The sequence below is a fragment of the Diaphorobacter sp. LI3 genome, assembly GCF_022807955.1.
GTDB lineage: Bacteria > Pseudomonadota > Gammaproteobacteria > Burkholderiales > Burkholderiaceae_C > Diaphorobacter > Diaphorobacter nitroreducens.
In genome coordinates, this window is the sequence record NZ_CP094346.1 from 3,653,508 (window position 1) to 3,676,581 (window position 23,074).

Consider the following 23,074-nt stretch of genomic DNA (forward strand, 5'->3'; position numbering starts at 1 on the left):
CGCATGACACGGGTACACCCCAGCCCAGCGGACGCCGCGCAGGGGCCTCGGCCGGCTGCGCCACTACGCCGCGCCGGCTTCTCCCCGCGTCCCTTGCGCAGCAGGCGAGACAGGCAAAGCCGCGCAGCTGTCGCCCAGCGGGGTTTTACGATCCTTGAATTGCTGGTGGTCATTTCCATCATCGCCCTGGCGACCGCCGGCGTGGGCCTGGCACTGCGCGACAGCGGCGCCACCCAACTGCAGCGCGAAGGCGAGCGGCTGGCAGCGCTGCTGGAGTCGGCGCGCGCGCAATCGCGCGCCTCCGGCGCGGCGGTGCGCTGGCGTGCCGATGCCCAGGGCTTTCGCTTCGAGGGCGTGCCGCCCGACACATTGCCCAACCGCTGGCTGGACAGCGCCACCGGCGTGCAGGGCCCTGCGGAACTGTGGCTGGGGCCGGAACCCCTCATCGGCCCGCAACAAGTGGTGATCGTGAGCGGCGCGCACCCCGACCGCGCGGTGCGCGTGGCCACCGACGGGCTGCGCCCGTTTGCCGTGCAGGCGCTGCCATGAGCCACCGCGCGCGACGGGGGAAGGGGGCGCGGCGCCGGCGCGGCGCGGCGCGCGGCTTCACGCTGGTGGAGGTGCTGGTGGCACTGGGCATCGTCGCCATCGCCCTCATGGCAGGGCTGCAGGCCACCTCCGCCCTCACGCGCAACGCCACGCGCCAGACCGACGTGGTGCTGGCCCACCTGTGCGCCGAGAACGAGCTGAGCCGGGTACGCCTGTCGTCGCAGATGCCGTCCATCGGCGACACGCGCGTGGCCTGCGAACAGGCGGGTCGGCGCTACGACGTGGCGGTGACGGTTTCGCCCACACCCAATCCACAGTTCCGCCGCGTGGACGCGCAGGTCTTCGAGGCCACGCTGCCCGTGCTGCGGCTGTCCACCATCGTGGGGCGGTATTGAGATGCCCCCCCTGAGTCGCTTCGCGCCTACTCCCCCGGGGGGGACGACGCCCGTGGCCTGGCAAAGCCAGTTCCATGGCGTCCGCCCGCGCGGCCTGCGCCGCGGCCTTCCGGCAGATCAAGCGCGGCACCGGGTTTGCGCAGAGTCCCCCATGCAAGCAGCGCGCGGCTTCACGCTAGTGGAGCTGCTCGTGGCCATCGCGGTAATGGCGCTGCTCGCCATCGCCAGCTGGCGCGGGCTGGATGGCATGGCGCGCTCGCAGCAGCTCACGCGCGAGCGCACCGACGAGCTGCTGGTGCTGCAGACCGTGCTGGCCCAGTGGGCGGCCGACCTGGATGCCCTGCAGGCCATCGACCATACCGAACCCATCGCCTGGGACGGCCAGGTGCTGCGCCTTACGCGGCGCGGCACGCGCCAGCCCGACGAGGGTGCGCTGGTCGTCGCCTGGGCGCGGCGCAGCGTGGACGGCACCGCCCGCTGGCTGCGCTGGCAGTCCCCCCCGGTGCGCACCCGCGCGGAATGGAATGCCGCCTGGCAGCGCGCAGCCCAGTGGGCGCGCACACCCGGCGAGGCCGAGCGCCGACAGGAAACCGTGCTGATGCCGCTGGCCAATTGGCAGCTGTACTACTACCGCAGCGGCGCCTGGGCCAATGCGCTGTCCACCGATACCAGCGCCAGCGCACCGCGCACGGTCGGCGGGCTGAGCAGCGCCGCCGCCAGCATCCCCGAGGGGGTGCGCCTGCAGCTCACGCTGCCGCCGGGTGGTGCACTCTCGGGCGTGGTCACGCGGGACTGGGCCAATCCGCTGCTGGGTGGAGGCAAGTCGTGACCGATTCCTGCCCGCTATCCGCCGCCCTGCCCGCCGCCTCCGACACACGCGACTGGCGCGCACCGGGCGAGGGCCGCCGTGCCAGGGCCCCGACGCACTGGTGGCGCCGCCCCGCCCGCGTAACGGGAGCGGCGGGTGGACGCAAAGCCCCTCGGGGTGTTTCTCATCAAGCCGGCGCCGCACTACTGGCCGCCATGCTCACCGTGACGCTGGTCGCCACGTTCGCGGCCGCGGCCATGTGGCAGCAGTGGCGCGCCATCGAAGTCGAAACCGCCGAGCGCGCACGTATCCAGTCGGCGTGGATCCTGATCGGCGCGCTGGACTGGTCCCGCCTGATCCTGCGCGAAGACTCCATTGCCCGCAGCGGCGACGGCACCGACAACCTCTCCGAACCCTGGTCGGTGCCGCTGGAAGAAGCGCGCCTGTCCACGTTCCTCGCGGCCGACCGCAACGTGGCCCAGGTGGAAGACGCGAGCACCGACACCACCAACGCCTTCCTGTCGGGCCAGATCACCGACCTGCAGGCCCTGCTGAACCTGCGCAACCTGGCCAACGAGGGGCAGGTGGACGCCACGGCGCTGCGGCAATTCCAGCGGCTCTTCGAATACCTCGGGCTGCCGCGCGCACAGCTGGACATGCTGGCGCGGCAGATGCTGCGCGCCGAGGCCAAGGACAGTGACTCCGCGAGCGCCGCGCCGCTGCTGCCGCAAAGCGTGGCGCAACTTGGGTGGTGGGGCCTGCCGCAGCGCAGCGTGGATGCGCTCGCGCCTTACGTCACGCTGCTGCCCGTGCGCACCAAGGTCAACCTCAACACCGCCAGCGCGGTGGTGCTGTGGGCCAGCGCCGACGGGCTGGACATGGCCGAGGCGCAGCGCCTGGTGCAGGCACGCGACTCCAACCACTTCCGCAGCGAGGCCGACGCCGCCAAGCTGCTGGGCAACTCCAGCCGCATCTCGGCCACGGTGCATACGGTGTCGTCCAGCTACTTCGAAGTGCGCGGGCGACTGCGCCTGGACATGGCCGTGGTCGAAGAGCGCTCGCTGGTCTACAAACAGCGCGGGGACGTGCGCACGCTGTGGCGCGAACGTGGCGGCCTCGTGCGCCCGACGGCTCCCGGCACTGCGGCCGCTGGCGCGCGGTGACCGGCCGCCTTGGCACAAAGCGTCACATCACGCCCCTAAAATGGTCTGTTAACCCATTCATGAGCACCCTTGTCCTAACCCTGCCCCTGGGAACGCCGGGGCCCGCCGCCGAATACAGCTACACGCTCACGGCCGACGGCCACACCGCCACCCGCCACGCCAGCACCACAGCCGCCTTGCTGCCCGACCCGGGCCGCGCCGGCGAGATCGTGGCCGTGGTGCCTGCGCGCGCGCTGTCATGGCAGCAGGTAACGCTGCCGCAGGGTGCGACGGCCCAGGCCGGCCGGCTGCGCGCGGTCCTGGAAGGACTGCTCGAAGAACACCTGCTCGACGACCCCGCGCAACTGCACTTCGCGCTGCAGCCCGGCGCCCAGCCGGGCAGCCCTGCCTGGGTGGCCGTGTGCGACCGCGCCTGGCTGCGCGGCGCCCTGCAGGCGCTGGAAGCCGCGGGGCGGCCGGTGGACCGCGTGGTGCCCGAGTTCGCTCCCGGCCCCACCGCCAGCGGGCAAGAGGAATGCGACGTGCTCGGCACTCCCGAGGACGCCCAGCTGGTACTGACCGGCCACGGGCCGCAACAGGCCGTGGCCGTGCTGCCGCTGGCCGCGGCCGCCGCGCTGGCGGCGCGCCCCGCCGATGATGCGCCGCCCGCCGTGCGCGCCGAACCCGCCGTGGCCGCCCTGGCCGAGCGGCTGCTGAACCGCCCGGTGCAGCTGCACACCGCCAGCCAGCGCGCGCTGGTGGCCGCGCGTGGCGAATGGGACCTGGCGCAGTTCGACCTGGCCAGCACCGGCCACACGCGCGCGCTGCGCAAGCTGGGCAGCGGCGCCAGCGCCTTTGCGCGCGCACCCCAATGGCGGGCCGCGCGCTGGGCACTGGCCGTGGCCGTGGTGGTGCAGGTCGTGGGGCTCAATCTCTGGGCGTGGCAGGACCGCCAGACGCTGGCGGCCAAACAAGCCGGCGTGCGCAACGCGCTGACCCAGACCTTCCCGCACGTCAAGGTCGTCGTGGATGCACCGGTGCAGATGGAGCGCGAACTGGCGCAGCTGCGCCAGGCCGCCGGCAGCGTGTCGCGGCGCGACCTGGAGCCGCTCATGGCCGCCGCAGGTGCCGCACTGCCCCCGCCGCGCGTGCCCACGCAGATCGAATATGCCAATGGCGAGCTGCGCCTGCGCGGCCTGGAGCTGGCACCCGAGGAACTCACCGCCATGAACCAGCGCCTGGCCGCGGAAAGCCTGAGCGCACAGCCGCACGATGGCGCCCTGCTGGTGCGCGCCGAGGACCGCCCATGAACACCCGCCCCGCTTCGACCTCGCCCGCGCCGGTTCCCCCTGCGCTGGCCGCGCTGCGCGCCCACTGGGGCCGCATGGCGCCGCGTGAACAGTCCCTGGTGCTGGCCGCCGCGGCCGTGGTGGGGCTGGCCCTGCTGTGGTGGGTGCTGCTGGCGCCCGCACTGCAGCAGTTGCGCGGCTCGGGCGCACGCCACGCAGCCGTGGACGCGCAACTGCAGCGCATGCAGGCCTTGCAGGCCGAAGCGCTGCAGCTCAAGGACGCGCCCCGCCCACCCGGCGGCGAGGCCCTGCGCACGCTGCAGACCACGCTGGCGCAGCAATTGGGCGCAGCCGCGCAGATGAACGTCGCGGGCGACCGCGCCACCGTCACCCTCAAGGGCGCCCCCGCCGAGGCCCTTGCCCAGTGGCTGGACCAGGCGCGCAGCACCGCGCGCGCCGTGCCGCTGGAAGCCCGCCTGGTGCAAAGCGCCGCGCCCGCCAACGCCGCCGCGGCCGCCGTCCGCTGGGACGGCACGCTGGTGCTGGCGCTGCCCCCGCAATAGTCCACGCCCCCTGCCCGTGCCACGCTCCCTGCGCCCGACCCCTTCGCTGACACTGCCGCGCGCGCCCTGGCGCTGGGCCGTGGCCGGCGTGTGCCTGGGCGCGCTGCCCGCGCTGGTGCTGTGGGCCCCGGCGCGCTGGCTGGCCACAGGCGTGCAGCAGGCCAGCGGCGGGCAACTGCAGCTGCAGCAGGCACGCGGCACCGTCTGGAACGGCTCGGCCCGCCTGGTACTGACCGGTGGCGCCGACAGCCAGGACCAGGCCGCCCTGCCCGGCCGGCTGCAGTGGCAGCTGCGCCCCGCGTGGAACGGGCTCAGCGCCCGCCTGACGGCCGACTGCTGCATTCCCGCCACCGCGCCGCTGCAGGTGCGGGTGGCGATGGGCCTGGGTGCCGTGCGCGCCCAGGTGGCCGATGGCCAGAGCCAGTGGCCGGCTGCGGCGCTCGCGGGCCTGGGCACCCCCTGGAACACCGTGCAGCCGCAGGGCCGCCTGCAGCTGCGCACCCAGGCGTTCGCGCTGCAATGGGCCGCAGGGCGTCTGCAGATGCAGGGCCAGGTGCAGCTGGATGCGCTGGGCCTGTCCTCGCGCCTGTCCACGCTGCGGCCCATGGGCAGCTACCGGCTGCAGGTGCAGGGCGGCGGCGCGCCCACGCTGCAGCTGTCCACCCTGGAGGGCGCGCTGCTGCTGTCGGGCAACGGCCAGTGGGTGGGCAAACGCCTGCGCTTCACGGGCGAGGCCAGCGCCGCGCCCGGGCGGGAGGCGGCCCTGGCGAATCTTCTGAATATCATCGGGCGGCGCAGTGGCGCGCGCTCCATCATCACCGTGGGTTGACCCTATGACCAACTTGCCCCGCCATTCCCTGCGGTTCACTCTTCATTTGATAGCTGCTAGCGCTTTATTGACGGGCGTTAGCAGCCAAATTCATGCACAAACCTCCGGGCAGCGCGCCGGCAGTGTGCGGCCCAGCGAGCCGGTGACGCTGAACTTTGCCAACGCCGACATCGAGGCCGTGGCGCGCACCATGGCCACCATCACCGGCAAGAACGTGGTGGTGGACCCGCGCGTGAAGGGCCAGATCACGCTGGTGACCGAGAACGCGGTGCAGCCCAACGCGGCCTTCCAGCAGTTCCTGGCCGCGCTGCGGCTGCAGGGCTTCACGGTGGTCGAGTCGGCGGGCCTGTACAAGGTCGTGCCCGAGGCCGATGCCAAGCTGCAGACCGGCAACGTGAGCGTGTCCCAGGGCGGCGCGGGCGGCACGCCCGCGGGCGGGCAGGTCGTCACGCAGATCTTCAAGCTCAACTTCGAGAACGCGGCCAACCTGGTGCCGGTGCTGCGCCCGCTGATCAGCCCCAACAACACCATCAACGTGAACCCCGGCAACAACTCGCTGGTGATCACCGACTACGCCGACAACCTGCAGCGCCTGGCGCGCATCGTGGCGGCCATGGACGTCTCCAACGCCAGCGACGTGGAGGTGATCCCGCTGCAGCACGCCATCGCCACCGACCTGGCGCCGCTGGTGTCGCGCCTGATCGAGGGCGGCAGCGCCACTGCCACAGGCACTGCGCAGGGCGTGGCCCAGGGGCAGACCGACAATTCGTTCAAGACCACGCTGCTGGCCGAGCCGCGCAGCAATGCGCTGATCGTGCGCGCGGCCAACCCGGCGCGCGTGGCGCTGGTGCGCTCACTGGTGGCCAAGCTGGACCAACCAGCCGCGCCGGGCAGCTCCGCTGCCAGCGGCAACATCCACGTGGTGTACCTGAAGAACGCCGACGCCGTGAAGCTGGCCACCACCCTGCGCGCAGCGCTGGGCAGCGCGGGGGGCAGCGGCACCAGCGGCGGCGGCACGGGAACCGGCAACCTGTCGGGGGGCCTCACGCGGACCGGCGCATCGGGCCTGGGCCAGACCAGCGGCCTGGGCAACAGCACCAATGCCAGTGGCAATGCCGGCGGCCTGGGCAGTTCGGGCCTGGGAACGGGCCAGGGCAGCAGCGGCAGCAGCGATGCCAACCAGCCGTCCACCGGCGGCATCATCCAGGCCGACCCGACGACCAACTCGCTCATCATCAGCGCGCCGGAGCCGCTGTACCGCCAGATCCGCGCCGTGATCGACAAGCTGGACGGCCGCCGCGCGCAGGTGCTGATCGAGAGCCTGATCGTGGAGGTGAGCGCCAGCAAGGTGGCCGAGTTCGGCATCCAGTGGCAGGGCGTGCTGGGCAATTACGGCAGCACGCTGGGCGTGCTGGGCAACAACTCCAGCGTGGCCGGGCGCAACATCCTGGATCTGGCGCTGGCGGCGGCCACCGGCAACGTGACCTCCATCGCCAGTGCCAAGCCGGCCGCCGGCATGAACCTGGCCGTCGCGCCGCGCATCAACGGCAAGTACTACCTGGGGGCGCTGGCCAACTTCCTGGAGAACACGGGCGATGCCAACGTGCTGTCCACCCCCAACCTGCTCACGCTGGACAACGAGGAGGCGCAGATCATCATCGGCAACAACGTGCCGTTCGTGACGGGCTCCTACGCCAACACCGGCGGCAGCGGCGGCGCGGTCAACCCGTTCACCACCGTGGAGCGCAAGGACGTGGGCCTGATGCTGCGCGTGCGCCCACAGATCAACGAGAACGGCACCGTCAAGCTCACGATGTACCAGGAGGTCTCCAAGGTCGCGGAGAGCACGCTGTCCAATGCCAACGGCCCCTCCACGAGCAAGCGCTCCATCGAGTCTACGGTACTGGTGGACGACGGCAGCGTGATCGTGATCGGCGGCCTGCTGGAAGACAGCTATGCGCTGGGCCAGGACAAGGTGCCCGTGATGGGCGACCTGCCCGTGGTGGGCGGGCTGTTCCGCAATGAAAAGCGCACGCGCCAGAAGACCAACCTGATGGTCTTCCTGCGCCCCATGGTGATCCGCGACAGCGCCACCAGCGACGCACTGATGGTGGACCGCTACGAGGCCATTCGCGCGCTGCAGCAAAGCACGCAGCCCGCGCCCAGCACGATGATGAGCGGTGTGTCCGAGGCGCCGGTGCTGCCGCCCCTGCCCACCCCCGCCTCGTCCGCCGCGCCCGTGCAGCCCGCGGCCGCACCTGCGCCGCTGGCGCCGCTCGCACCCCAGCCGCCCGCGCGCACCGCCATGCCGCCCAGCATGGGCCAGTCGCCCTACAGCCCGCAGTAAGGGCACGCCGCATGCGCCACCCCCTGCCCTACGCATTTGCGCGCAGCAGCCAGCTGCTGCTGGAAGACGACGGCCAGCAGCTCATGCTGTGGCACGGCCCGCAGCCGGACGCCGGCGCGCTGTCCGAAGTGCTGCGCAAGCATGCCGTGCACCAGTTCATGCCGCTGGACGCACCCACGCTGGCGCAGCGCATCAGCGCGGCGTATTCGCAAAGCGAATCCAGCGCGGCCACGGTGGTGAGCGAGGTGGAGGAAGGCGCCGACCTCTCGCGCATGATGCAGGAGCTGCCCGCGGTGGAAGACCTGCTGGAGTCCGCGGGCGACGCGCCCATCATCCGCATGCTCAACGCCCTGCTCACGCAGGCCGTGCGCGACGGCGCGAGCGACATCCACATCGAGCCCTACGAACGCCACTCCAGCGTGCGCTTTCGCGTGGACGGCACGCTGCGCGAGGTGGTGCAGCCCAACCGCGCGCTGCACGCCGCGCTGATCAGCCGCCTGAAGATCATGGCGGACCTGGACATCTCCGAAAAGCGCCTGCCGCAGGACGGACGCATCAGCCTGCGCCTGGGCACCCGCGCCGTCGACGTGCGCGTATCCACGCTGCCCAACGCCCATGGCGAGCGCGCCGTGCTGCGCCTCTTGGACAAGAGCGAGAGCAAGCTGAACCTGGAGGCCGTGGGCATGCAGGGCGAGGTGCTGGCGCGGCTCGCGCACCTGATCCAGCAGCCGCACGGCATCATCCTCGTGACCGGCCCCACGGGCTCGGGCAAGACCACCACGCTGTACGCGGCGCTGGCGCGGCTGGACGCCGCGCGCAGCAACATCATGACGGTGGAAGACCCCATCGAGTACGAGCTGCCCGGGGTGGGCCAGACGCAGGTCAATGCGAAGATCGACCTGACGTTTGCCAAGGCCCTGCGCGCCATCCTGCGCCAGGACCCCGACGTGATCATGATCGGCGAGATCCGCGACTTCGAGACCGCGCAGATCGCCATCCAGGCCTCGCTCACCGGCCACCTGGTGCTCGCCACGCTGCACACCAACGACGCGGCCAGCGCCATCACGCGCCTGACCGACATGGGAGTGGAGCCGTTCCTGCTGTCCTCGTCGCTGCTGGGGGTGCTGGCGCAGCGCCTGGTGCGCAAATATTGCGGCGAGTGCCACGGCGCAGGCTGCGAGCACTGCGGCCATACCGGCTACGCGGGGCGCACCGGCGTGTTCGAACTGCTGGTGGTGGACGACGCCATCCGCGCACAGATCCACAACCAGGCCCCGGAGGCCGAGGTGCGCACCCAGGCCCTGGCTGGCGGCATGACGCTGATGCGCGACGATGGCGAGCGGCTGATCCACGCCGGCATCACCAGCCGCGAAGAAGTGCTGCGTGTGACGCGCGACTGAGCGGACAGGCCGCAGCGGCGCCTTTCAAAAACAGGAGCGCGGCGCGCTTGCCAAGACTGGGTTTTCAATACAAATTGCATTGAAAACCATTACAGACAAGCGCTAGTAGCTCCTATATCAATAGCGCATTTCAGCGTTCACCTGCGGCCATCGGCTGGGGGGGCGCTTCCCGTGGCCCAGCCCGCGCTGCAGCTCCTTGAGCAGCAGCACCACCTGGCGCGACGCATGCTGGCAGCTCTTGAACGCCTGCTCGGCCCGCAATTGATCGCCCTCAGCCAGATGCGTCAACAGCACGGCCGCCTGGTGGTGAAAATACTGGTGGCGGCGCATCAGCATGTCGAAAGCAGGAAAGTGCCCCAGCGCCACGCGCCCGCTGCCGTGCAGCCAGCGGCCCAGTTCGGAACAGGTGTCGTCCACCACCGTTTCGGGGCGCAGCTGTTCGTCGCGCGCGCCCGCCAGCGCTTGGGCCAGCCAGGGCAGCCAGCGCTCGTGCATGACGATGGCAGCCTCGATGTCGAACGCCGCCAGGAGCCGCGAAGCCTCTTCGTCGTACAGCACCAGCGCGCTGGCCTCGCTCGCAGGCAGCGAAGTCCAGTCCTCAGGCGCGGCCAGGCCGTCGGCACGCGGCTGAAACAAACGGCTGAAGAACCCCATAGACACCCCCCGCACGCCCCGTGCATCACTTCCTGGCAGCGTCGCACAGGACGCCAAAAGTGACAATATGTTTCGTGTGTTGATTTAAAACAAATTCAGTATATCAATAGCAAAACGCTATGCATCATTCGGGGACCACTGCACCACCATACCCGCGGCGCAGCACGGATTTCACCCGCTGCCCACAATCGGTGCCATGACCACACATTCCCTGCCTTTACTTTCCATGCTTGATCTCGTGCCCGTGCGCGAGGGCGGCACCGTGGCCCAGGCACTGCAGATCGCCGTGCAGACGGCGCAGCATGTGGAGGCGCTGGGCTTCAAGCGCTACTGGCTGGCCGAGCACCACAACATGCCGGGCATCGCCAGCTCTGCCACGGCCGTGCTGGTGGGCCACGTGGCCGGGGCCACGCGGTCCATCCGCGTGGGCTCGGGCGGCATCATGCTGCCCAACCATGCGCCGCTGGTGGTGGCCGAGGCCTTCGGCACGCTGGCCGAGCTCTACCCCGGCCGTATCGACCTGGGGCTGGGCCGCGCACCCGGCACCGACGGCGCCACCATGCGCGCCCTGCGCCGCGACCGCGTGGAGACCGAGGCCGACTTCCCCCGCGACGTGGCCGAGCTGCAGCAGCTCTTGGCGCCCGCGCAGCCGGGCCAGCGCATCATCGCCGTGCCGGGCGCCGGCACGCAGGTGCCCCTCTGGCTGCTGGGCTCCAGCCTGTTCTCGGCGCAGCTGGCGGCGCAGATGGGCCTGCCCTACGCCTTCGCCTCGCACTTTGCGCCGCGCATGCTGCACGCGGCCATCGACATCTACCGCCGGCTGTTCCGCCCCTCGCCAGCCTGCGCCAAGCCCTACGTGGTGATCGGCGTGCCCGTGATCGCCGCACCCACCGATGACGAGGCGCAGTACCTGGCCAGCAGCACCTACCAGCGCGTGCTGGGCATTCTCACCGGCCAGCGCGGACTGCTGCAGCCGCCCGTAGAAGGTTATCTGCAGAGCCTCGCGCCGCAGGAGCGCGCCGCCGTGGCCGACTTCCTCGCGGTCGGCGTGGTCGGTGGCCCGCAGACCGTGCGCGAGGGCCTGCAGGCGCTGCTGGCCGCCACGCAGGCCGACGAATTCATGCTGGTGAGCGACGTGTACGACCCGGCGCTGCGCCTGCGCTCGCTGGACATCACCGCCCAGGCGCACGCGGCACTGTCACCCGCAGCGGCTACCATGGCAGGCTGAACGGGTCGACTGCGGCCCGCCCAGTTTGCCCCTGCTCGCCCACCGCCGCTGACTTTCCCGCATGCCCGCCTATTCCTTTGAAGCCCTGGACGCCCAAGGCCATGTGCGCCGCGGCACCCTGGAGGCCGACAGCCCCAAGGCCGCCCGCAGCCTGCTGCGCGCCCAGGCCCTGGTGCCCTTGGATGTGGAGGCGCTGGCCGCTGGCGCCGCTCCCGGAACACCCCCCACGCTGGCGCAGCGGCTGTTCACGCGGCCGGTGTTCAACGCCACGGGGCTGGGCGTGTGGACGCGGCAGCTCGCCGGGCTGGTGGGCTCGGGCCTGCCGCTGGAGCGTGCGCTGACCGCGCTCGCCGAAGAGGCGGACGATGAGCGCCAGCGCCACCTGCTGGCCACGCTGCGCGCCGAGGTCAACGCCGGCTCCACCTTCGCACGTGCGCTGGCGCAGCACCCGCGCGAGTTCTCCGACATCTACTGCGCCGTGATCGGCGCGGGCGAGTCCAGCGGCGGCCTGGCCGAAGTGCTGGACAGCCTGGCGGACGATCTGGAGCAGCGCCAGGCCTTGCGCGCCAAGCTCATCGGCGCTGCGCTGTACCCGGCCATCGTCACCGTGATCGCCATCGTCATCGTGCTGTTCCTGGTGGGCTACGTGGTACCGCAGGTAGCCAGCGTGTTCGCGGGCACCAAGCGCGCCCTGCCCTTCCTCACGGTGGCCATGCTGGCCTTGAGCGACGTGGTGCGCAACTACGGCTGGGCGTTGCTGGGCGGGCTGGTCCTGCTGGCGTTCGGCGCCCGCGCCGCGCTGGCCCAGCCGCGGCTGCGCGAGAAGTTCGACGCCGCCTGGTTGCGCCTGCCGCTCGTCGGCAAGCTGGCGCGCGGCTACAACGCGGCGCGTTTCGCCGGCACATTGGCCATGCTGGCAGGCGCGGGCGTGCCCATTCTCAAGGCGCTGCAGGCCGCAGCCGAGACGCTGAACAACCGCGCCCTGCGCGCGGACGCACTCGACGCCCTGGTGCTGGTGCGCGAGGGCGCGCCGCTGGCCTCGGCCCTGGCACAGAAAAAGCGGTTCCCCGGCCTGGTGGCCATGTTCGCACGGCTGGGCGAACAGACGGGCCAGTTGCCCACCATGCTGCAGCGCGCCGCCACGCAATTGGGCACCGAGGTGCAGCGCCGCGCCATGCAACTGGCCACGGTGCTGGAGCCGCTGCTCATCGTGGCCATGGGCGGCATCGTGATGCTGATCGTGCTGGCGGTGCTCATGCCGATCATCCAGCTCAACCAGTTCGTCAAATGAGTGCCACCCTGCAGGACAAGCTCGTCGTCGCGATCTCGTCGCGCGCACTGTTCGACTTCGAGGAAGAGAACCGCCTGTTCGAGGCCGGCGACGAGCAAGCCTACATGCGCCGCCAGCTGGAGCTGGTGCATGAGCCCGCGCGCCCCGGCATTGCCTTCCCTCTGGTGAGAAAGCTGCTGGCGTTCAACACGCCCGATGCCGCGCGCGTCGAGGTGGTCATGTTGTCGCGCAACGATCCCGCCAGCGGCATGCGCGTGTTCGCCTCGGCCAAGGCGGCGGGCATGCGCATCGAGCGCGGCGTGTTCACGCGCGGGCGCAACCCGTTCTCCTATCTGCGGCCGTTGGGCGCGCACCTGTTCCTTTCAGCCAACGAGACGGATGTGCGCGAGGCGCTGTCCATCGGCTTTCCCGCCGCGCGGGTGATGATCGACTCCACGCCCGCGGGCGACCGCTATCCGCGCGAAGTGCGCATCGCCTTCGACGGCGACGCGGTGCTGTTCTCCGACGAGGCCGAGCGCGTGTACCAGCAAGGCGGCCTGCCGGCCTTCCTGCAGCACGAGGTGTCCCATGCCGCCACGCCGCTGGCCGAAGGGCCGTTCAAGCCGCTGCTGGCCGCGCTGCACCGGCTGCAGCAGCAGGCGGACGCCTCGCAGATGCGCATCCGCACCGCGCTGGTCACCGCGCGCAGCGCGCCGGCGCACGAGCGCGCAATCCGCACGCTGCTCGACTGGGGCATCACCGTGGACGAGGCCATGTTCCTCGGCGGGCTGGAAAAAGGCCCCTTCTTGCGCGAGTTCGAGCCCGACTTCTTCTTCGATGACCAGACGGGCCACGTGGCGTCCGCCGCACGCCATGTTCCGGCGGGGCATGTCAGCAGCGGCATCGCCAACACGGCGGCGGCGCTACAGGGTGATACAGCCCGCCCCCCGCGGCGTTGAACCTGTGGCGGCGCGCCGGCTCTACTCCTGAATGTTGCCTTCACGCTCCCTCCGCCCCTTTACACGCCTGCTGACGGCCCCGGCAGCCTGCGCGTGGCTCATGGCCTGCGCGCTGGCGGCTCCGCTGGCCGCTCAGGCGCAGGGCGTGGCCCATGCCACCGCGCCCCGGCACAGCGCCAGTGCGCCCCTGACCAAGGGCGAGATCAAGGCGATCCGCCAGTTCGAGATGCTGGATTTCAACGGCGACGGCAAGCTCAGCCGTGCTGAAGTGGCCATCGTGCCCAAGGTGGCTGCGGCGTTCGATGATGCGGACACCAACCGCGACAACTACGTGACGCTGGACGAGGTGCGCGCCTTCGCCATCAAGTACCGCGCCGAGCGGGACCGCGCCCGCGCGGCGGCGCGCTGAGAGCGCCGGCGGACTCAAAAATACCAGTCTAATTGGCCTCCAGCGCTTTACCAATAAGCGCTAACAGCTACTTATATGATAGCAAACGCCGCAGCAAAACTCACAAACCGCCCGTGCGCTTGACCTTGGGATCGGAGTACGTGAGCGACTGACGGTCCTGCACCTGCTGGGCCAGTCGCTCTTGGAGGGTGTTCTTGTTGATGTCTTGCGCCAGCTCCACCGCACTGCCGCTGGCACGCCACATCGACTGGATGAATTCCAGCAGTTGCTTGTAGATGGGCTCCTTGGGCGGCTCCTCAGGCTCCTTCGGCGCTTCCTTCTTGGCCTCGGCCAGGGTCCAGTCGCGGTTGTTTTCGTCGGGCGCCGAGGGCTTGGTGGGCTCGCGCAGGCTAGCCCCTTCGCCCAGGCGGTCCGTGGACTCGACAGGATTGGCAGCGTTCACGGGCCGCACCGCCACGGCCCCCGAGGCGCCCGTGGAATACAAGTCAGCGCCCGTGGTGCGCCACTGGGCGGGCGATCGGTCTACAGGTGGCAGTTGCATGGCATGGGTCCCCTCGTGAATGCGGCCGGCGGCAGTCGCAACTACCACCTCGTCGTACATTTATTACGGCAAACAAAAGGGGAAATTGAGGCCTTATTAGCCTTTTGTCACAAATTCATGCGACCACCATGTCTGATTGACGTGGGCTATGACAGGGACAAACGGGCACAGGCCGCGCCAGGCAAGCGCCAGACGCTATAAAAAACGCTCCAGCAACTTGCGCGATGCACGGTCCAGCGCCGTGACATCCGGCACATGGAACTGCAGCCCGTCGCTGGCGGCGATGAGCAGCTTGGTGCGCCCCTCCAGCCGGCGGATGTCTTCCTCGCCCTTGAGCACCAACTGCGTAGCTCCGCGGTCGGTGTCCACCTCCCAGGTACTGGGGGTGGAAAAGCTCGACACGGAGCGGATGCGCGTGATGGTGGGCACAAACTCACGCGCAGCCAGTTCCTCCTCGACCAGCGCACGCACGGCAGGCGCCAGTTGTTCCAGGCGGGGCACCCAGGCCAATTCATGGCCGTCCGGCCCGACCAGCGACAGGCCTTCGCCGGGAGCGGCAATGGGGAAGGCGCGCACGGGCGTCACGCCCACATGCGCGGTGCCGTCGGCCGCGCGCAGCACCAGCCGGCCATGGGGATTACGGTGCAGGTCCCAGCCTGCCGCGAGTGCCGAAGCGGTGGAGAGGGATGTGTGAAGGGTCATCGCGTGTCTTTCTCGCTCAGGTGTTGCCCGCGGGGTGAGCGGAGTGCTCGCGCACTTCGATGCGCACGCCCGCGGCCTGGGCGTCTTCCTCGGCACGGCGCGCCTGCGCCTCGTACAGGCGCCAGTAGGCACCCTGCTTCTCCATCAGTTCGTCGTGCGGCCCCACTTCGACGACCTCGCCCCGGTCCATGACCACCAGACGGTCGGCCTTGCGCAGCGTAGACAGGCGGTGGGCGATGGCGATGGTGGTGCGGCCCTGCACCAGGTTGTCCAGCGCCTTCTGGATTTCCTTTTCGGTTTCGGTGTCCACGGCGGAGGTCGCCTCGTCCAGGATCAGGATGCGCGGGTCGATGAGCAGCGCGCGCGCAATGGAGATGCGCTGGCGCTCGCCGCCCGACAGGCCCTGGCCGCGCTCGCCCACCAGGCTGTCGTAGCCATGCGGCAGGCGCAGGATGAATTCGTGCGCATGCGCGGCGCGCGCGGCGGCGACGATCTCCTCGCGCGTGGCGTCGGGCTTGCCGTAGGCGATGTTCTCGGCGATGGTGCCGAAGAACAGGAAAGGCTCCTGCAGCACCAGGCCGATGTGGCGGCGGAAGTCCGCCACCGCCATGCGGCGGATGTCCACATCGTCCACCAGGATGGCGCCGTCGCTCACGTCGTAGAAGCGGCTGATGAGGTTGACCAGGGTGCTCTTGCCAGAGCCGCTGTGGCCCACCAGGCCGATCATCTCGCCGGGGCGGATAGTGAGCGACAGGTTTTTGATGACCGTGCGGCTGCCGTAGCGAAAGCCCACGTCGCGCATCTCGATGGCGCCCTGCACGCGGTCCACCTTCACCGGGTTGATGGGGTCGGGCACGTTGCTCACATGGTCCAGGATGTCGAAGATGCGCTTGGCGCCGGCTGCCGCCTTTTGCGTGACGGAAACGATGCGGCTCATCGAATCCAGCCGTATGTAGAAGCGCCCGATGTAGGCGATGAAGGCCGCCAGCACGCCCACGGTGATCTGGTTGCGCGCCACCAGCCAGATGCCGAAGCCCCAGACCACCAGCAGCCCCACCTCCGTCATCAGCGAGACGGTGGGCGAGAACAGGCTCCAGGTCTTGTTGAGCTTGTCGTTCACCTCCAGGTTGTGCTGGTTGGCGGCACGGAAGCGGTCCGCCTCGCGCTTTTCCTGGGCGAAGGCCTTCACCACGCGGATGCCGGGGATGGTGTCGGCCAGCACGTTGGTCACTTCGGACCACACGCGGTCGATCTTCTCGAAGCCGGTGCGCAGCTTGTCGCGCACGGTGTGGATCAGCCAGGCGATGAAGGGCAGCGGCACCAGCGTGACCAGCGCCAGCCACGGGTTGATGGAGAACAGGATCGCCGCCGTCATCACGATCATCAGCACGTCGGTGGCGAAATCCAGCGCGTTGAGCGACAGAAAGACGTTGATGCGGTCGGTTTCGGAGCCGATGCGTGCCATCAGGTCTCCCGTGCGCTTGCTGCCGAAGTAGTCGAGCGACAGGCGCATCAGGTGTTCGTAGGTGGTGGTGCGCAGGTCGGCGCCGATACGCTCGGACACCAGGGCCAGGATGTAAGTGCGCGCCCACCCCAGCGCCCAGGCCAGCAGCGCCGCCAGCAGCAGCCCCCCCAGGTACAGCAGCACCATGCCGGTGGGGATCTGCTGGCCGCTCTGGTAGGGAATGAGGATGTCGTCCATGAGCGGGATGGTCATGTACGGCGGCACCAGCGAGGCGGCGGTGGAGGCCAGCGTGAGCGCGAAGCCCGCGGCCAGCTGCTTTTTGTAAGGCCGTGCGAAACGCCACAGGCGCAACAGCACCCAGGTGGAGGTCTGCGGCGCCTGCTGGCGCGCGCAGGCCGTGCACTCGTCGCTGTCGGGCGGCAGCGGCGTGCCGCACACGGCGCAGCGCGGCACGTCTTGCGCTTCGGGCGCGATGGCGCCTTGCAGGCTGTCCAGGCGCTGCACCTGGGCGTCCAGCCGCTGCTGCAGGTGCAGCGCCTGGGGATGGCGCCCCAACGTGAAGCGCCACAGCGCCAGGCGCCGGTCGGCATCGTGCAGCTCCACCGTGCCCACGCCGCCATGGTCCAGCAGCCGCAGCGCCATGCCGGGCGCCAGCGGCCATTCCTGCGCCGGCGCGTCACCGGCGCGCGCCAGCAGGCGCCGCTCGGTCAGCACCAGCAGGCCGGGGGCAAAGCGCAGGTCGGGCGTCAGGTCAACCTCGAAGGCGGCCTGCACGTTTTCGTCAAGAGCGAGCAGTGCCCGCATCTCGGCCCCCCAGGGGCCAGACAAGACACCCGAGGCGTCCACAGAATGGTGATGTTGCATTTGGTTTTGTATGTCCACCCCCGCACGGACGGGGCGTTGGCGGGCCAGTCCGCGCCCATGGGGGGCATTGTCGGCCACCGGGCCCCAGGCCCTTGCGCCGCCGCAGTATCCCCTCGTAACGCACATCATCAGCCCGCGGCTGACACCCGCCAGTGCTGAGCTGCGCCAGTATCGGCGCACAATCTCTGCCCATGGGCATCGCCACATCCGCCGCAACCCGGCAGATATCCGAATCTTCCACGCTGCACTTCATGGCCAAATTCAACGATATCCAACTCCTGCGCACCACCTATCTGCGCGGCCCCAGTGTCTGGACCTACCGCCCGGTCCTCGAAGTCTGGCTGGACCTGGGGGAGCTGGAAGACTATCCCTCCAACAAGATTCCCGGCCTCAACGAGCGCCTGACCACCTGGCTGCCGGATCTGGTGGAGCACCACTGCGGCGTGGGTGAGCGCGGCGGCTTCCTGCTGCGCCTGAAGGAAGGCACCTGGATGGGGCACGTGCTGGAGCACGTGGTCATCGAGCTGCTCAACCTCTCGGGCATGCCGGCCGAGTTCGGCCAGACGCGCGAGATCTCCCGGCGCGGCGTGTACCGCATGGTGTTCCGCTGCCCCGAAGAGGCCGTGGCCCGCGTGGCGCTGGAGCATGGCCACCGCCTGCTGATGGCGGCCATCAATGACGAGGCATTCGACCTCAAGGCCGCCATCCACGCCATCAAGACCGCCATCAACGACCGCTACCTGGGCCCCAGCACCGGCTGCATCGTGGACGCCGCCAGCGCCCGGCGCATTCCGCACATCCGCCTGAACGACGGCAACCTGGTGCAACTGGGCTACGGCGCCGCACAGCGCCGCATCTGGACCGCCGAGAGCGACCAGACCAGCGCCATCGCCGAGGGCATCGCCCAGGACAAGGATTTCACCAAGCGGCTGCTCGCCTCCTGCGGCGTGCCCGTGCCGGAGGGCCAGATCGTCCGCAACGCCGATGAGGCCTGGGAAGTGGCGCAGGAGATCGGCTTCCCCGTCACGGTGAAGCCCTCGGACGGCAACCACGCGCGCGGCGTGACGCTGGAGCTTTCGCGCGAGGCCGATATCAAGGCCGCCTTCGCGCTGGCCGAGCCCGAGGGCTCGGATGTCATCGTCGAGAAGTTCATCGACGGCGTGGAGCACCGCCTGCTGGTGGTCGGCGGCAAGGTGGTCGCCGCCACCAAGGGCGAGACGGTCAGCGTGCACGGCAATGGCCAGTCCACGCTGCGCGAGCTGGTGGCCGTGCTCAACGAAGACCCGCGCCGCGGCCCCGAGCAGGAGTACCCGCTGGACTGGATCGACGTGGAAAAAGGCGCCGTGCAACTGGAGCTCAAGCGCCAAGGCGTGACGCCCGACACCGTGGTGCCGTCGGGCCAGGCCATCTTGCTGCAGCGCAACGGCAACATGGCCATCGACTGCACCGACGACGTGCACCCCGACGTGGCCTACTACGCCCAGTTGGCCGCGAAAATCGTGGGCCTGGACATCGCCGGCATGGACATGATCCTGCAGGATGTCTCCAAGCCCATGAAGGAACAGGGCGGCGCCATCCTCGAGGTGAACGCCGGCCCCGGCCTGCTGATGCACCTCAAGCCCACCAGCGGTGCGCCCCGCCCCGTGGGCCAGGCCATCGTGGAACACCTGTTCCCGGTCACCGACGAAGGCACGGGCGCGGGCCGCATCCCCATTGTGGGCATTGCGGGCACGCGCCACAACGCGTTCACCGCGCGCTTCGTGGGCTGGCTGCTGCAGCTGTCGGGCAAGCTCACGGGCGTGGCCAGCAGCGAGGGCATGTTCCTCAACAACCGCCGCACACAAAAGAGCGCCACCGCCCACTGGGCCGGCGCGCACCGCCTGCTGACCAACCGACTGGCACAGGCCGCCGTGATCCAGACCACTGCCCGCTCCATCCTGGAGGAAGGCCTGGCCTACGACCGCTGCCTGGTCGGCGTGGTGACCGACATGGACGGTTTCGAGAGCCTGGCCGACCATGACGTGCTGGAGCAGGCCCAGATGACGCGCGTGCTGCGCACCCAGATCGACGTGGTGCTGGACGAGGGCGCAGGCGTGCTCAATGCCGACATCGAGCAGGTGGCCGACCTGGCGCGCCTGTGTGATGGCGAGGTCCTTCTGTATTCCCTGTCGCCAGACAACCCCTTCATCGCCGCGCATCGGGCCGAGGGCGAAGGCCGCGCCGTGTTCGTGCGCGGCGAGCAGGTGGTGCTGGCCACGGGCGCCAGCGAACGCGTGCTGGGCACGCTGGACGCCCTGAGCCTGCCCGGCGGCCACCGCCCCGACACGGCCGCGATGCTGGCCGCGATTGCCGCGGCCTGGTCCATGGACATCGGGCCGGACCTGATCGCTGCGGGCATCAAGACCTTCGACTATGCCGCGTGACGCCGCAATTGCTTTCAAAAGCATAGCTGCTACCGCTCACCCCACAAGCGCTACAGGCCAATTTGACTGAAAAATCGGGCTGAAAGAAAACACCATGCAGATCACCCGCATCCGCGCCCTGCGCGGCCCCAACCTCTGGAGCCGCAACACCGCCATCGAAGCCGTTGTGCACTGCGAGCCACAAGAGTGTGGCTACGCAGACATCGCGGGTTTTGAAGACCGCCTGCGCGCGCGCTTTCCCAAGATCGGCGCCCTGCAGCCCCACGGCGCCGACCAGCGCCTGTCGCTGGCCCACGTGCTCGAAGTGGCCGCCCTGTCGCTGCAGGCCCAGGCCGGCTGCCCCGTGACCTTCAGCCGCACCCACGCCACGCTGGAAGAAGGCACCTACCAGGTGGTGGTGGAGTACACCGAGGAGGCCGTGGGTCGACTGGCCATGGAGCACGCCGGCGCCCTGCTGCAGTCCGCGCTGGCCGATACCCCCTTCGACGCCGACGCCGTGGTCGCCGAGCTGCGCGAGCTGGACGAGGACGAGCGCATCGGCCCGTCCACCGGCTCCATCGTCGACGCCGCCGTGGCGCGCGGCATCCCGTTCAGGCGCCTGACCAGCGGCTCGCTGGTACAGCTGGGCTGGGGCTCCAAGGCGCGCCGCATCCAGGCCGCCGAGCTGGACACTACCAGCGCCGTGGCCGAATCCATCGCCCAGGACAAGGACCTGACCAAGCGCCTGCTGCACGCCGCCGGCGTGCCCGTGCCGCTGGGGCGCCCGGTGGCCGACGTAGAGGACGCCTGGGTGGTGGCCCAGGAAGTGGGCCTGCCCGTGGTCGTGAAGCCCCAGGACGGCAACCAGGGCAAGGGCGTGGTGGTCAACATCACCACCCGCGAGGGGCTGGAGGCCGCCTACAAGACCGCCCGCGAATTCGGCGACGAGATCATGGTCGAACGCTTCCTGCCCGGCCACGACTTCCGCCTGCTGGTGGTGGGCCACCAGCTCGTGGCCGCCGCGCGCCGCGAGCCGCCCCAGGTGCTGGGCGACGGCCAGCACACCATTCGCGAGCTGGTGGACATCGTCAACCAGGACCCGCGCCGCGGCTCGGGCCACGGCACGGCGCTGACCAAGGTGCGCCTGGACGACATCGCCATCGCGCGCATCGCCTCCGAGGGTCTCACGCCCGACTCCGTGCCCGTGCAGGGCCAGCGCGTGGTGCTGCGCAACAACGCCAACCTGTCCACCGGCGGCAGTGCCACCGATGTGACCGACGACGTGCACCCCGAGATCGCCGCGCGTGCCATCGAGGCCGCGCAGACCATCGGCCTGCACATCTGCGGCGTGGACGTGGTCTGCGAAACCATGCTCAAACCCCTGGAAGAGCAAAACGGCGGCATCGTCGAGGTGAATGCCGCGCCCGGCCTGCGCATGCACCTGGCCCCGTCGTTCGGCAAGCCGCGCAACGTGGGCGTGCCGATGGTGGACGAGCTGTTCGCGCCCGGCCAGGACGGGCGCATCCCACTGGTGGCCGTGACCGGCACCAACGGCAAGACCACCACCACGCGCCTGATCGGCCAGCTGTTCGCCGCGCACGGCCTGCGCGTGGGCATGACCAACACCGACGGCGTGTACGTGAACGGCCGCCAGATCGACAGCGGCGACTGCTCGGGCCCCAAGAGCGCGCGCAACGTGCTGTTCCACCCCGAGGTGGATGCGGCCGTGCTCGAATGCGCGCGCGGCGGCATCCTGCGCGAAGGCCTGGGCTTTGACCGCTGCCAGGTGGCCGTGGTCACCAACGTCGGCGCGGGCGACCACCTGGGGCTGAACTTCATCACCACCGTGGAAGACGTGGCGGTGCTCAAGCGCGTGATCGTGCAGAACGTGGCCGCCGACGGCTACGGCGTGCTCAACGCCGCCGACCCGCACGTGGCCGCCATGGCCAGCGTATGCCCGGGCAAGGTGATCTTCTTCGCCGCCGACCGCCACCACCCCGTCATGGCCACGCACCGCGCCCAAGGCAACCGAGTGGTCTACGTGGATGGGGACTCCATCGTGGCGGCCGAGGGCTCGTGGCGCGAGACCATCCCCCTGCGCGAAATCCCGATCACCCGCGGAGGCACGATCGGCTTCCAGGTCGAAAACGTCATGGCCGCGATCGGCGCGGCCTGGGGCGTGGGTCTGCCCTGGCAGACCATTCGCCGCGGCCTGGCCGGCTTCATGAACGACAGCGACAACGCGCCCGGCCGCTTCAACGTGATGGACTACCGCGGCGCCACCGTGATCGCCGACTATGGCCATAACCCCGACGCCATGCGCGCGCTGGTGCAGGCCGTGCAGGCCATGCCGGCCCAGCAACGCAGCGTGGTGATCAGCGGCGCGGGCGACCGGCGCGACCAGGACATCGTCGAGCAGACCCAGATCCTGGGCCAGGCCTTTGACGACGTGGTGCTGTACCAGGATGCCTGCCAGCGCGGCCGTGCCGACGGCGAGGTGCTGGCGCTGCTGCGCCAGGGCCTGCAGGGCGCGCCGCGCACGCGCTACGTGACCGAGATCCACGGCGAGTTCCTCGCCATCGACCATGCGCTGGAGCGCCTGCAACCGGGCGACCTGTGCCTGGTGCTGGTGGACCAGGTGGAGGAAGCCCTGGCCCACCTGGCGCAGCGCTGCAGCGAAGCCTCGGCGGTTGCGCCATGAATGCGCGCGGCGGCCTGCGCGCGGGCATGGCAAGCCTGGCCCTGCTGGCGTGCGCCCTGGGCTTGGCTGCCGGGCCGGCCGCGGCCCAGGCCGAGAAGATCGGCACCGTGGACACCGCCTTCCAGTGGATCGGCCGCGACCACGACATCATCGTGGAGGCCTATGACGACCCAGCCGTGCAGGGCGTGACCTGCTATGTGTCGCGTGCGCGCACCGGCGGCATCAAAGGCACGCTGGGCCTGGCCGAGGACCGCGCCGAGGCCTCCATCGCCTGCCGCCAGGTCGGGCCCATCACCTTCGTGCAGCCGCTCAAGGCGCAGCAGGAGGTGTTCAGCGAACGCATGTCCATTCTGTTCAAGCGCCTGCGCGTGGTGCGCATGGTGGACGCCAAGCGCAATACGCTGGTGTACCTGACCTACTCCGAAAAGCTCATCGACGGCTCGCCGCAAAACAGCGTGACGGCCGTGCCCGTGGACCGGGCCACGCCGATCCCGCTGCGCTGACAGGTTTCAAGCCAAAACAGGCTGAAGCGCTTGATGGGCAAGCGCTACCAGCTA

The 23,074-nt window shown here is 70.0% G+C and carries 20 protein-coding genes; 16 read left to right on the top strand and 4 right to left on the bottom strand.

Translation table 11 applies throughout. The annotated features are described in order from the left end of the window. Nucleotides 1-3: 3 nt before the first annotated feature. The 9 genes from MRB47_RS17075 (at nucleotide 4) to MRB47_RS17115 (ending at nucleotide 9,322) form a co-directional block, all read left to right on the top strand. On the top strand, nucleotides 4-549 hold the full coding sequence (locus tag MRB47_RS17075; protein WP_196995986.1) for a Tfp pilus assembly protein FimT/FimU: 546 nt from the start codon (nucleotides 4-6) through the stop codon (nucleotides 547-549). After that, complete coding sequence (gspI, locus tag MRB47_RS17080) at nucleotides 546-944, top strand: type II secretion system minor pseudopilin GspI (protein WP_252101277.1); 399 nt, start codon at nucleotides 546-548, stop codon at nucleotides 942-944. The genes MRB47_RS17075 and gspI overlap by 4 nt, the downstream gene beginning before the upstream one ends. Nucleotides 945-1,095: 151 nt before the next feature. Beyond that, a complete protein-coding gene (locus MRB47_RS17085) occupies nucleotides 1,096-1,773 on the top strand; it encodes a type II secretion system protein J (protein ID WP_012655658.1) in 678 nt (225 codons plus the stop codon). Next, nucleotides 1,770-2,915: a type II secretion system minor pseudopilin GspK gene (gspK, locus tag MRB47_RS17090; RefSeq protein ID WP_411275710.1), complete on the top strand. Its 1,146-nt coding sequence runs from the start codon at nucleotides 1,770-1,772 to the stop codon at nucleotides 2,913-2,915. The genes MRB47_RS17085 and gspK overlap by 4 nt, the downstream gene beginning before the upstream one ends. 59 nt (nucleotides 2,916-2,974) lie before the next feature. After that, the gene (gene gspL / locus MRB47_RS17095) at nucleotides 2,975-4,204 is read left to right on the top strand and encodes a type II secretion system protein GspL (RefSeq protein WP_252101279.1); all 1,230 of its coding nucleotides are present in this window, start codon (nucleotides 2,975-2,977) and stop codon (nucleotides 4,202-4,204) included. Beyond that, complete coding sequence (gspM, locus tag MRB47_RS17100; protein ID WP_252101280.1) at nucleotides 4,201-4,746, top strand: type II secretion system protein GspM; 546 nt, start codon at nucleotides 4,201-4,203, stop codon at nucleotides 4,744-4,746. Before gspL ends, gspM begins: the two co-directional genes overlap by 4 nt. A 16-nt stretch (nucleotides 4,747-4,762) precedes the next feature. Beyond that, nucleotides 4,763-5,575: a type II secretion system protein N gene (gspN, locus tag MRB47_RS17105; protein WP_012655654.1), complete on the top strand. Its 813-nt coding sequence runs from the start codon at nucleotides 4,763-4,765 to the stop codon at nucleotides 5,573-5,575. A gap of 4 nt (nucleotides 5,576-5,579) precedes the next feature. Next, complete coding sequence (gene gspD, locus MRB47_RS17110) at nucleotides 5,580-7,922, top strand: type II secretion system secretin GspD (RefSeq protein WP_252101281.1); 2,343 nt, start codon at nucleotides 5,580-5,582, stop codon at nucleotides 7,920-7,922. 11 nt (nucleotides 7,923-7,933) lie between these two features. Beyond that, nucleotides 7,934-9,322 carry a GspE/PulE family protein gene (locus MRB47_RS17115; RefSeq protein ID WP_252101282.1) on the top strand — a complete coding sequence of 463 codons (1,389 nt, stop codon included), beginning with the start codon at nucleotides 7,934-7,936 and terminating at the stop codon, nucleotides 9,320-9,322. A 117-nt stretch (nucleotides 9,323-9,439) separates the two neighbouring features. On the opposite strand, the gene MRB47_RS17120 is transcribed toward MRB47_RS17115, so the two are convergent. Beyond that, the gene (locus tag MRB47_RS17120) at nucleotides 9,440-9,976 is read right to left on the bottom strand and encodes a CZB domain-containing protein (RefSeq protein WP_252101283.1); all 537 of its coding nucleotides are present in this window, start codon (nucleotides 9,974-9,976) and stop codon (nucleotides 9,440-9,442) included. A 196-nt stretch (nucleotides 9,977-10,172) separates the two neighbouring features. Here MRB47_RS17120 and MRB47_RS17125 point away from each other — a divergent pair, with 196 nt between their 5' ends. The 4 genes from MRB47_RS17125 (at nucleotide 10,173) to MRB47_RS17140 (ending at nucleotide 13,842) form a co-directional block, all read left to right on the top strand. Continuing rightward, on the top strand, nucleotides 10,173-11,204 hold the full coding sequence (locus MRB47_RS17125; protein ID WP_252101284.1) for an LLM class flavin-dependent oxidoreductase: 1,032 nt from the start codon (nucleotides 10,173-10,175) through the stop codon (nucleotides 11,202-11,204). Nucleotides 11,205-11,265: 61 nt separating this feature from the next. Then, complete coding sequence (gene gspF, locus MRB47_RS17130; RefSeq protein WP_252101285.1) at nucleotides 11,266-12,495, top strand: type II secretion system inner membrane protein GspF; 1,230 nt, start codon at nucleotides 11,266-11,268, stop codon at nucleotides 12,493-12,495. After that, the gene (locus tag MRB47_RS17135) at nucleotides 12,492-13,433 is read left to right on the top strand and encodes a 5'-nucleotidase (RefSeq protein WP_011804114.1); all 942 of its coding nucleotides are present in this window, start codon (nucleotides 12,492-12,494) and stop codon (nucleotides 13,431-13,433) included. The genes gspF and MRB47_RS17135 overlap by 4 nt, the downstream gene beginning before the upstream one ends. A 31-nt stretch (nucleotides 13,434-13,464) precedes the next feature. Beyond that, nucleotides 13,465-13,842, top strand: coding sequence for an EF-hand domain-containing protein (locus MRB47_RS17140; RefSeq protein WP_252101286.1), 378 nt, complete (start codon nucleotides 13,465-13,467; stop codon nucleotides 13,840-13,842). Nucleotides 13,843-13,942: 100 nt separating this feature from the next. On the opposite strand, the gene MRB47_RS17145 is transcribed toward MRB47_RS17140, so the two are convergent. The 3 genes from MRB47_RS17145 to MRB47_RS17155 all read right to left on the bottom strand — a co-directional run bounded on the left by MRB47_RS17145 (nucleotide 13,943) and on the right by MRB47_RS17155 (nucleotide 17,414). Beyond that, nucleotides 13,943-14,383, bottom strand: a complete 441-nt coding sequence (locus MRB47_RS17145) for a hypothetical protein (RefSeq protein WP_012655649.1) — start codon at nucleotides 14,381-14,383, stop codon at nucleotides 13,943-13,945. Between the two features lie 195 nt (nucleotides 14,384-14,578). Beyond that, nucleotides 14,579-15,085, bottom strand: coding sequence for a DUF1854 domain-containing protein (locus tag MRB47_RS17150; protein WP_123674986.1), 507 nt, complete (start codon nucleotides 15,083-15,085; stop codon nucleotides 14,579-14,581). 16 nt (nucleotides 15,086-15,101) lie between these two features. Next, the gene (locus tag MRB47_RS17155) at nucleotides 15,102-17,414 is read right to left on the bottom strand and encodes an ABC transporter ATP-binding protein (RefSeq protein ID WP_252101287.1); all 2,313 of its coding nucleotides are present in this window, start codon (nucleotides 17,412-17,414) and stop codon (nucleotides 15,102-15,104) included. A 251-nt stretch (nucleotides 17,415-17,665) separates the two neighbouring features. Between MRB47_RS17155 and cphA (MRB47_RS17160) the strand changes: the two genes are divergently transcribed. From cphA (MRB47_RS17160) to MRB47_RS17170, 3 genes are all read left to right on the top strand, one after another. Next, the gene (cphA, locus tag MRB47_RS17160) at nucleotides 17,666-19,837 is read left to right on the top strand and encodes a cyanophycin synthetase (protein ID WP_252101288.1); all 2,172 of its coding nucleotides are present in this window, start codon (nucleotides 17,666-17,668) and stop codon (nucleotides 19,835-19,837) included. A gap of 94 nt (nucleotides 19,838-19,931) precedes the next feature. Next, on the top strand, nucleotides 19,932-22,517 hold the full coding sequence (gene cphA, locus MRB47_RS17165) for a cyanophycin synthetase (RefSeq protein ID WP_252101289.1): 2,586 nt from the start codon (nucleotides 19,932-19,934) through the stop codon (nucleotides 22,515-22,517). Beyond that, nucleotides 22,514-23,020 carry a CreA family protein gene (locus tag MRB47_RS17170; RefSeq protein WP_012655644.1) on the top strand — a complete coding sequence of 169 codons (507 nt, stop codon included), beginning with the start codon at nucleotides 22,514-22,516 and terminating at the stop codon, nucleotides 23,018-23,020. Before cphA (MRB47_RS17165) ends, MRB47_RS17170 begins: the two co-directional genes overlap by 4 nt. Nucleotides 23,021-23,074 lie beyond the last annotated feature (54 nt).

Coding starts and splice junctions, on each gene's coding strand:
- MRB47_RS17075 (WP_196995986.1), top strand. CDS start 4: ATGACACGGGTACACCCCAGCCCAGCGGACGCCGCGCAGGGGCCTCGG.
- gspI (WP_252101277.1), top strand. CDS start 546: ATGAGCCACCGCGCGCGACGGGGGAAGGGGGCGCGGCGCCGGCGCGGC.
- MRB47_RS17085 (WP_012655658.1), top strand. CDS start 1,096: ATGCAAGCAGCGCGCGGCTTCACGCTAGTGGAGCTGCTCGTGGCCATC.
- gspL (WP_252101279.1), top strand. CDS start 2,975: ATGAGCACCCTTGTCCTAACCCTGCCCCTGGGAACGCCGGGGCCCGCC.
- gspM (WP_252101280.1), top strand. CDS start 4,201: ATGAACACCCGCCCCGCTTCGACCTCGCCCGCGCCGGTTCCCCCTGCG.
- gspD (WP_252101281.1), top strand. CDS start 5,580: ATGACCAACTTGCCCCGCCATTCCCTGCGGTTCACTCTTCATTTGATA.
- MRB47_RS17115 (WP_252101282.1), top strand. CDS start 7,934: ATGCGCCACCCCCTGCCCTACGCATTTGCGCGCAGCAGCCAGCTGCTG.
- MRB47_RS17120 (WP_252101283.1), bottom strand. CDS start 9,976: ATGGGGTTCTTCAGCCGTTTGTTTCAGCCGCGTGCCGACGGCCTGGCC.
- MRB47_RS17125 (WP_252101284.1), top strand. CDS start 10,173: ATGACCACACATTCCCTGCCTTTACTTTCCATGCTTGATCTCGTGCCC.
- gspF (WP_252101285.1), top strand. CDS start 11,266: ATGCCCGCCTATTCCTTTGAAGCCCTGGACGCCCAAGGCCATGTGCGC.
- MRB47_RS17135 (WP_011804114.1), top strand. CDS start 12,492: ATGAGTGCCACCCTGCAGGACAAGCTCGTCGTCGCGATCTCGTCGCGC.
- MRB47_RS17140 (WP_252101286.1), top strand. CDS start 13,465: ATGTTGCCTTCACGCTCCCTCCGCCCCTTTACACGCCTGCTGACGGCC.
- MRB47_RS17145 (WP_012655649.1), bottom strand. CDS start 14,383: ATGCAACTGCCACCTGTAGACCGATCGCCCGCCCAGTGGCGCACCACG.
- MRB47_RS17150 (WP_123674986.1), bottom strand. CDS start 15,085: ATGACCCTTCACACATCCCTCTCCACCGCTTCGGCACTCGCGGCAGGC.
- MRB47_RS17155 (WP_252101287.1), bottom strand. CDS start 17,414: ATGCAACATCACCATTCTGTGGACGCCTCGGGTGTCTTGTCTGGCCCC.
- cphA (WP_252101288.1), top strand. CDS start 17,666: ATGGCCAAATTCAACGATATCCAACTCCTGCGCACCACCTATCTGCGC.
- cphA (WP_252101289.1), top strand. CDS start 19,932: ATGCAGATCACCCGCATCCGCGCCCTGCGCGGCCCCAACCTCTGGAGC.
- MRB47_RS17170 (WP_012655644.1), top strand. CDS start 22,514: ATGAATGCGCGCGGCGGCCTGCGCGCGGGCATGGCAAGCCTGGCCCTG.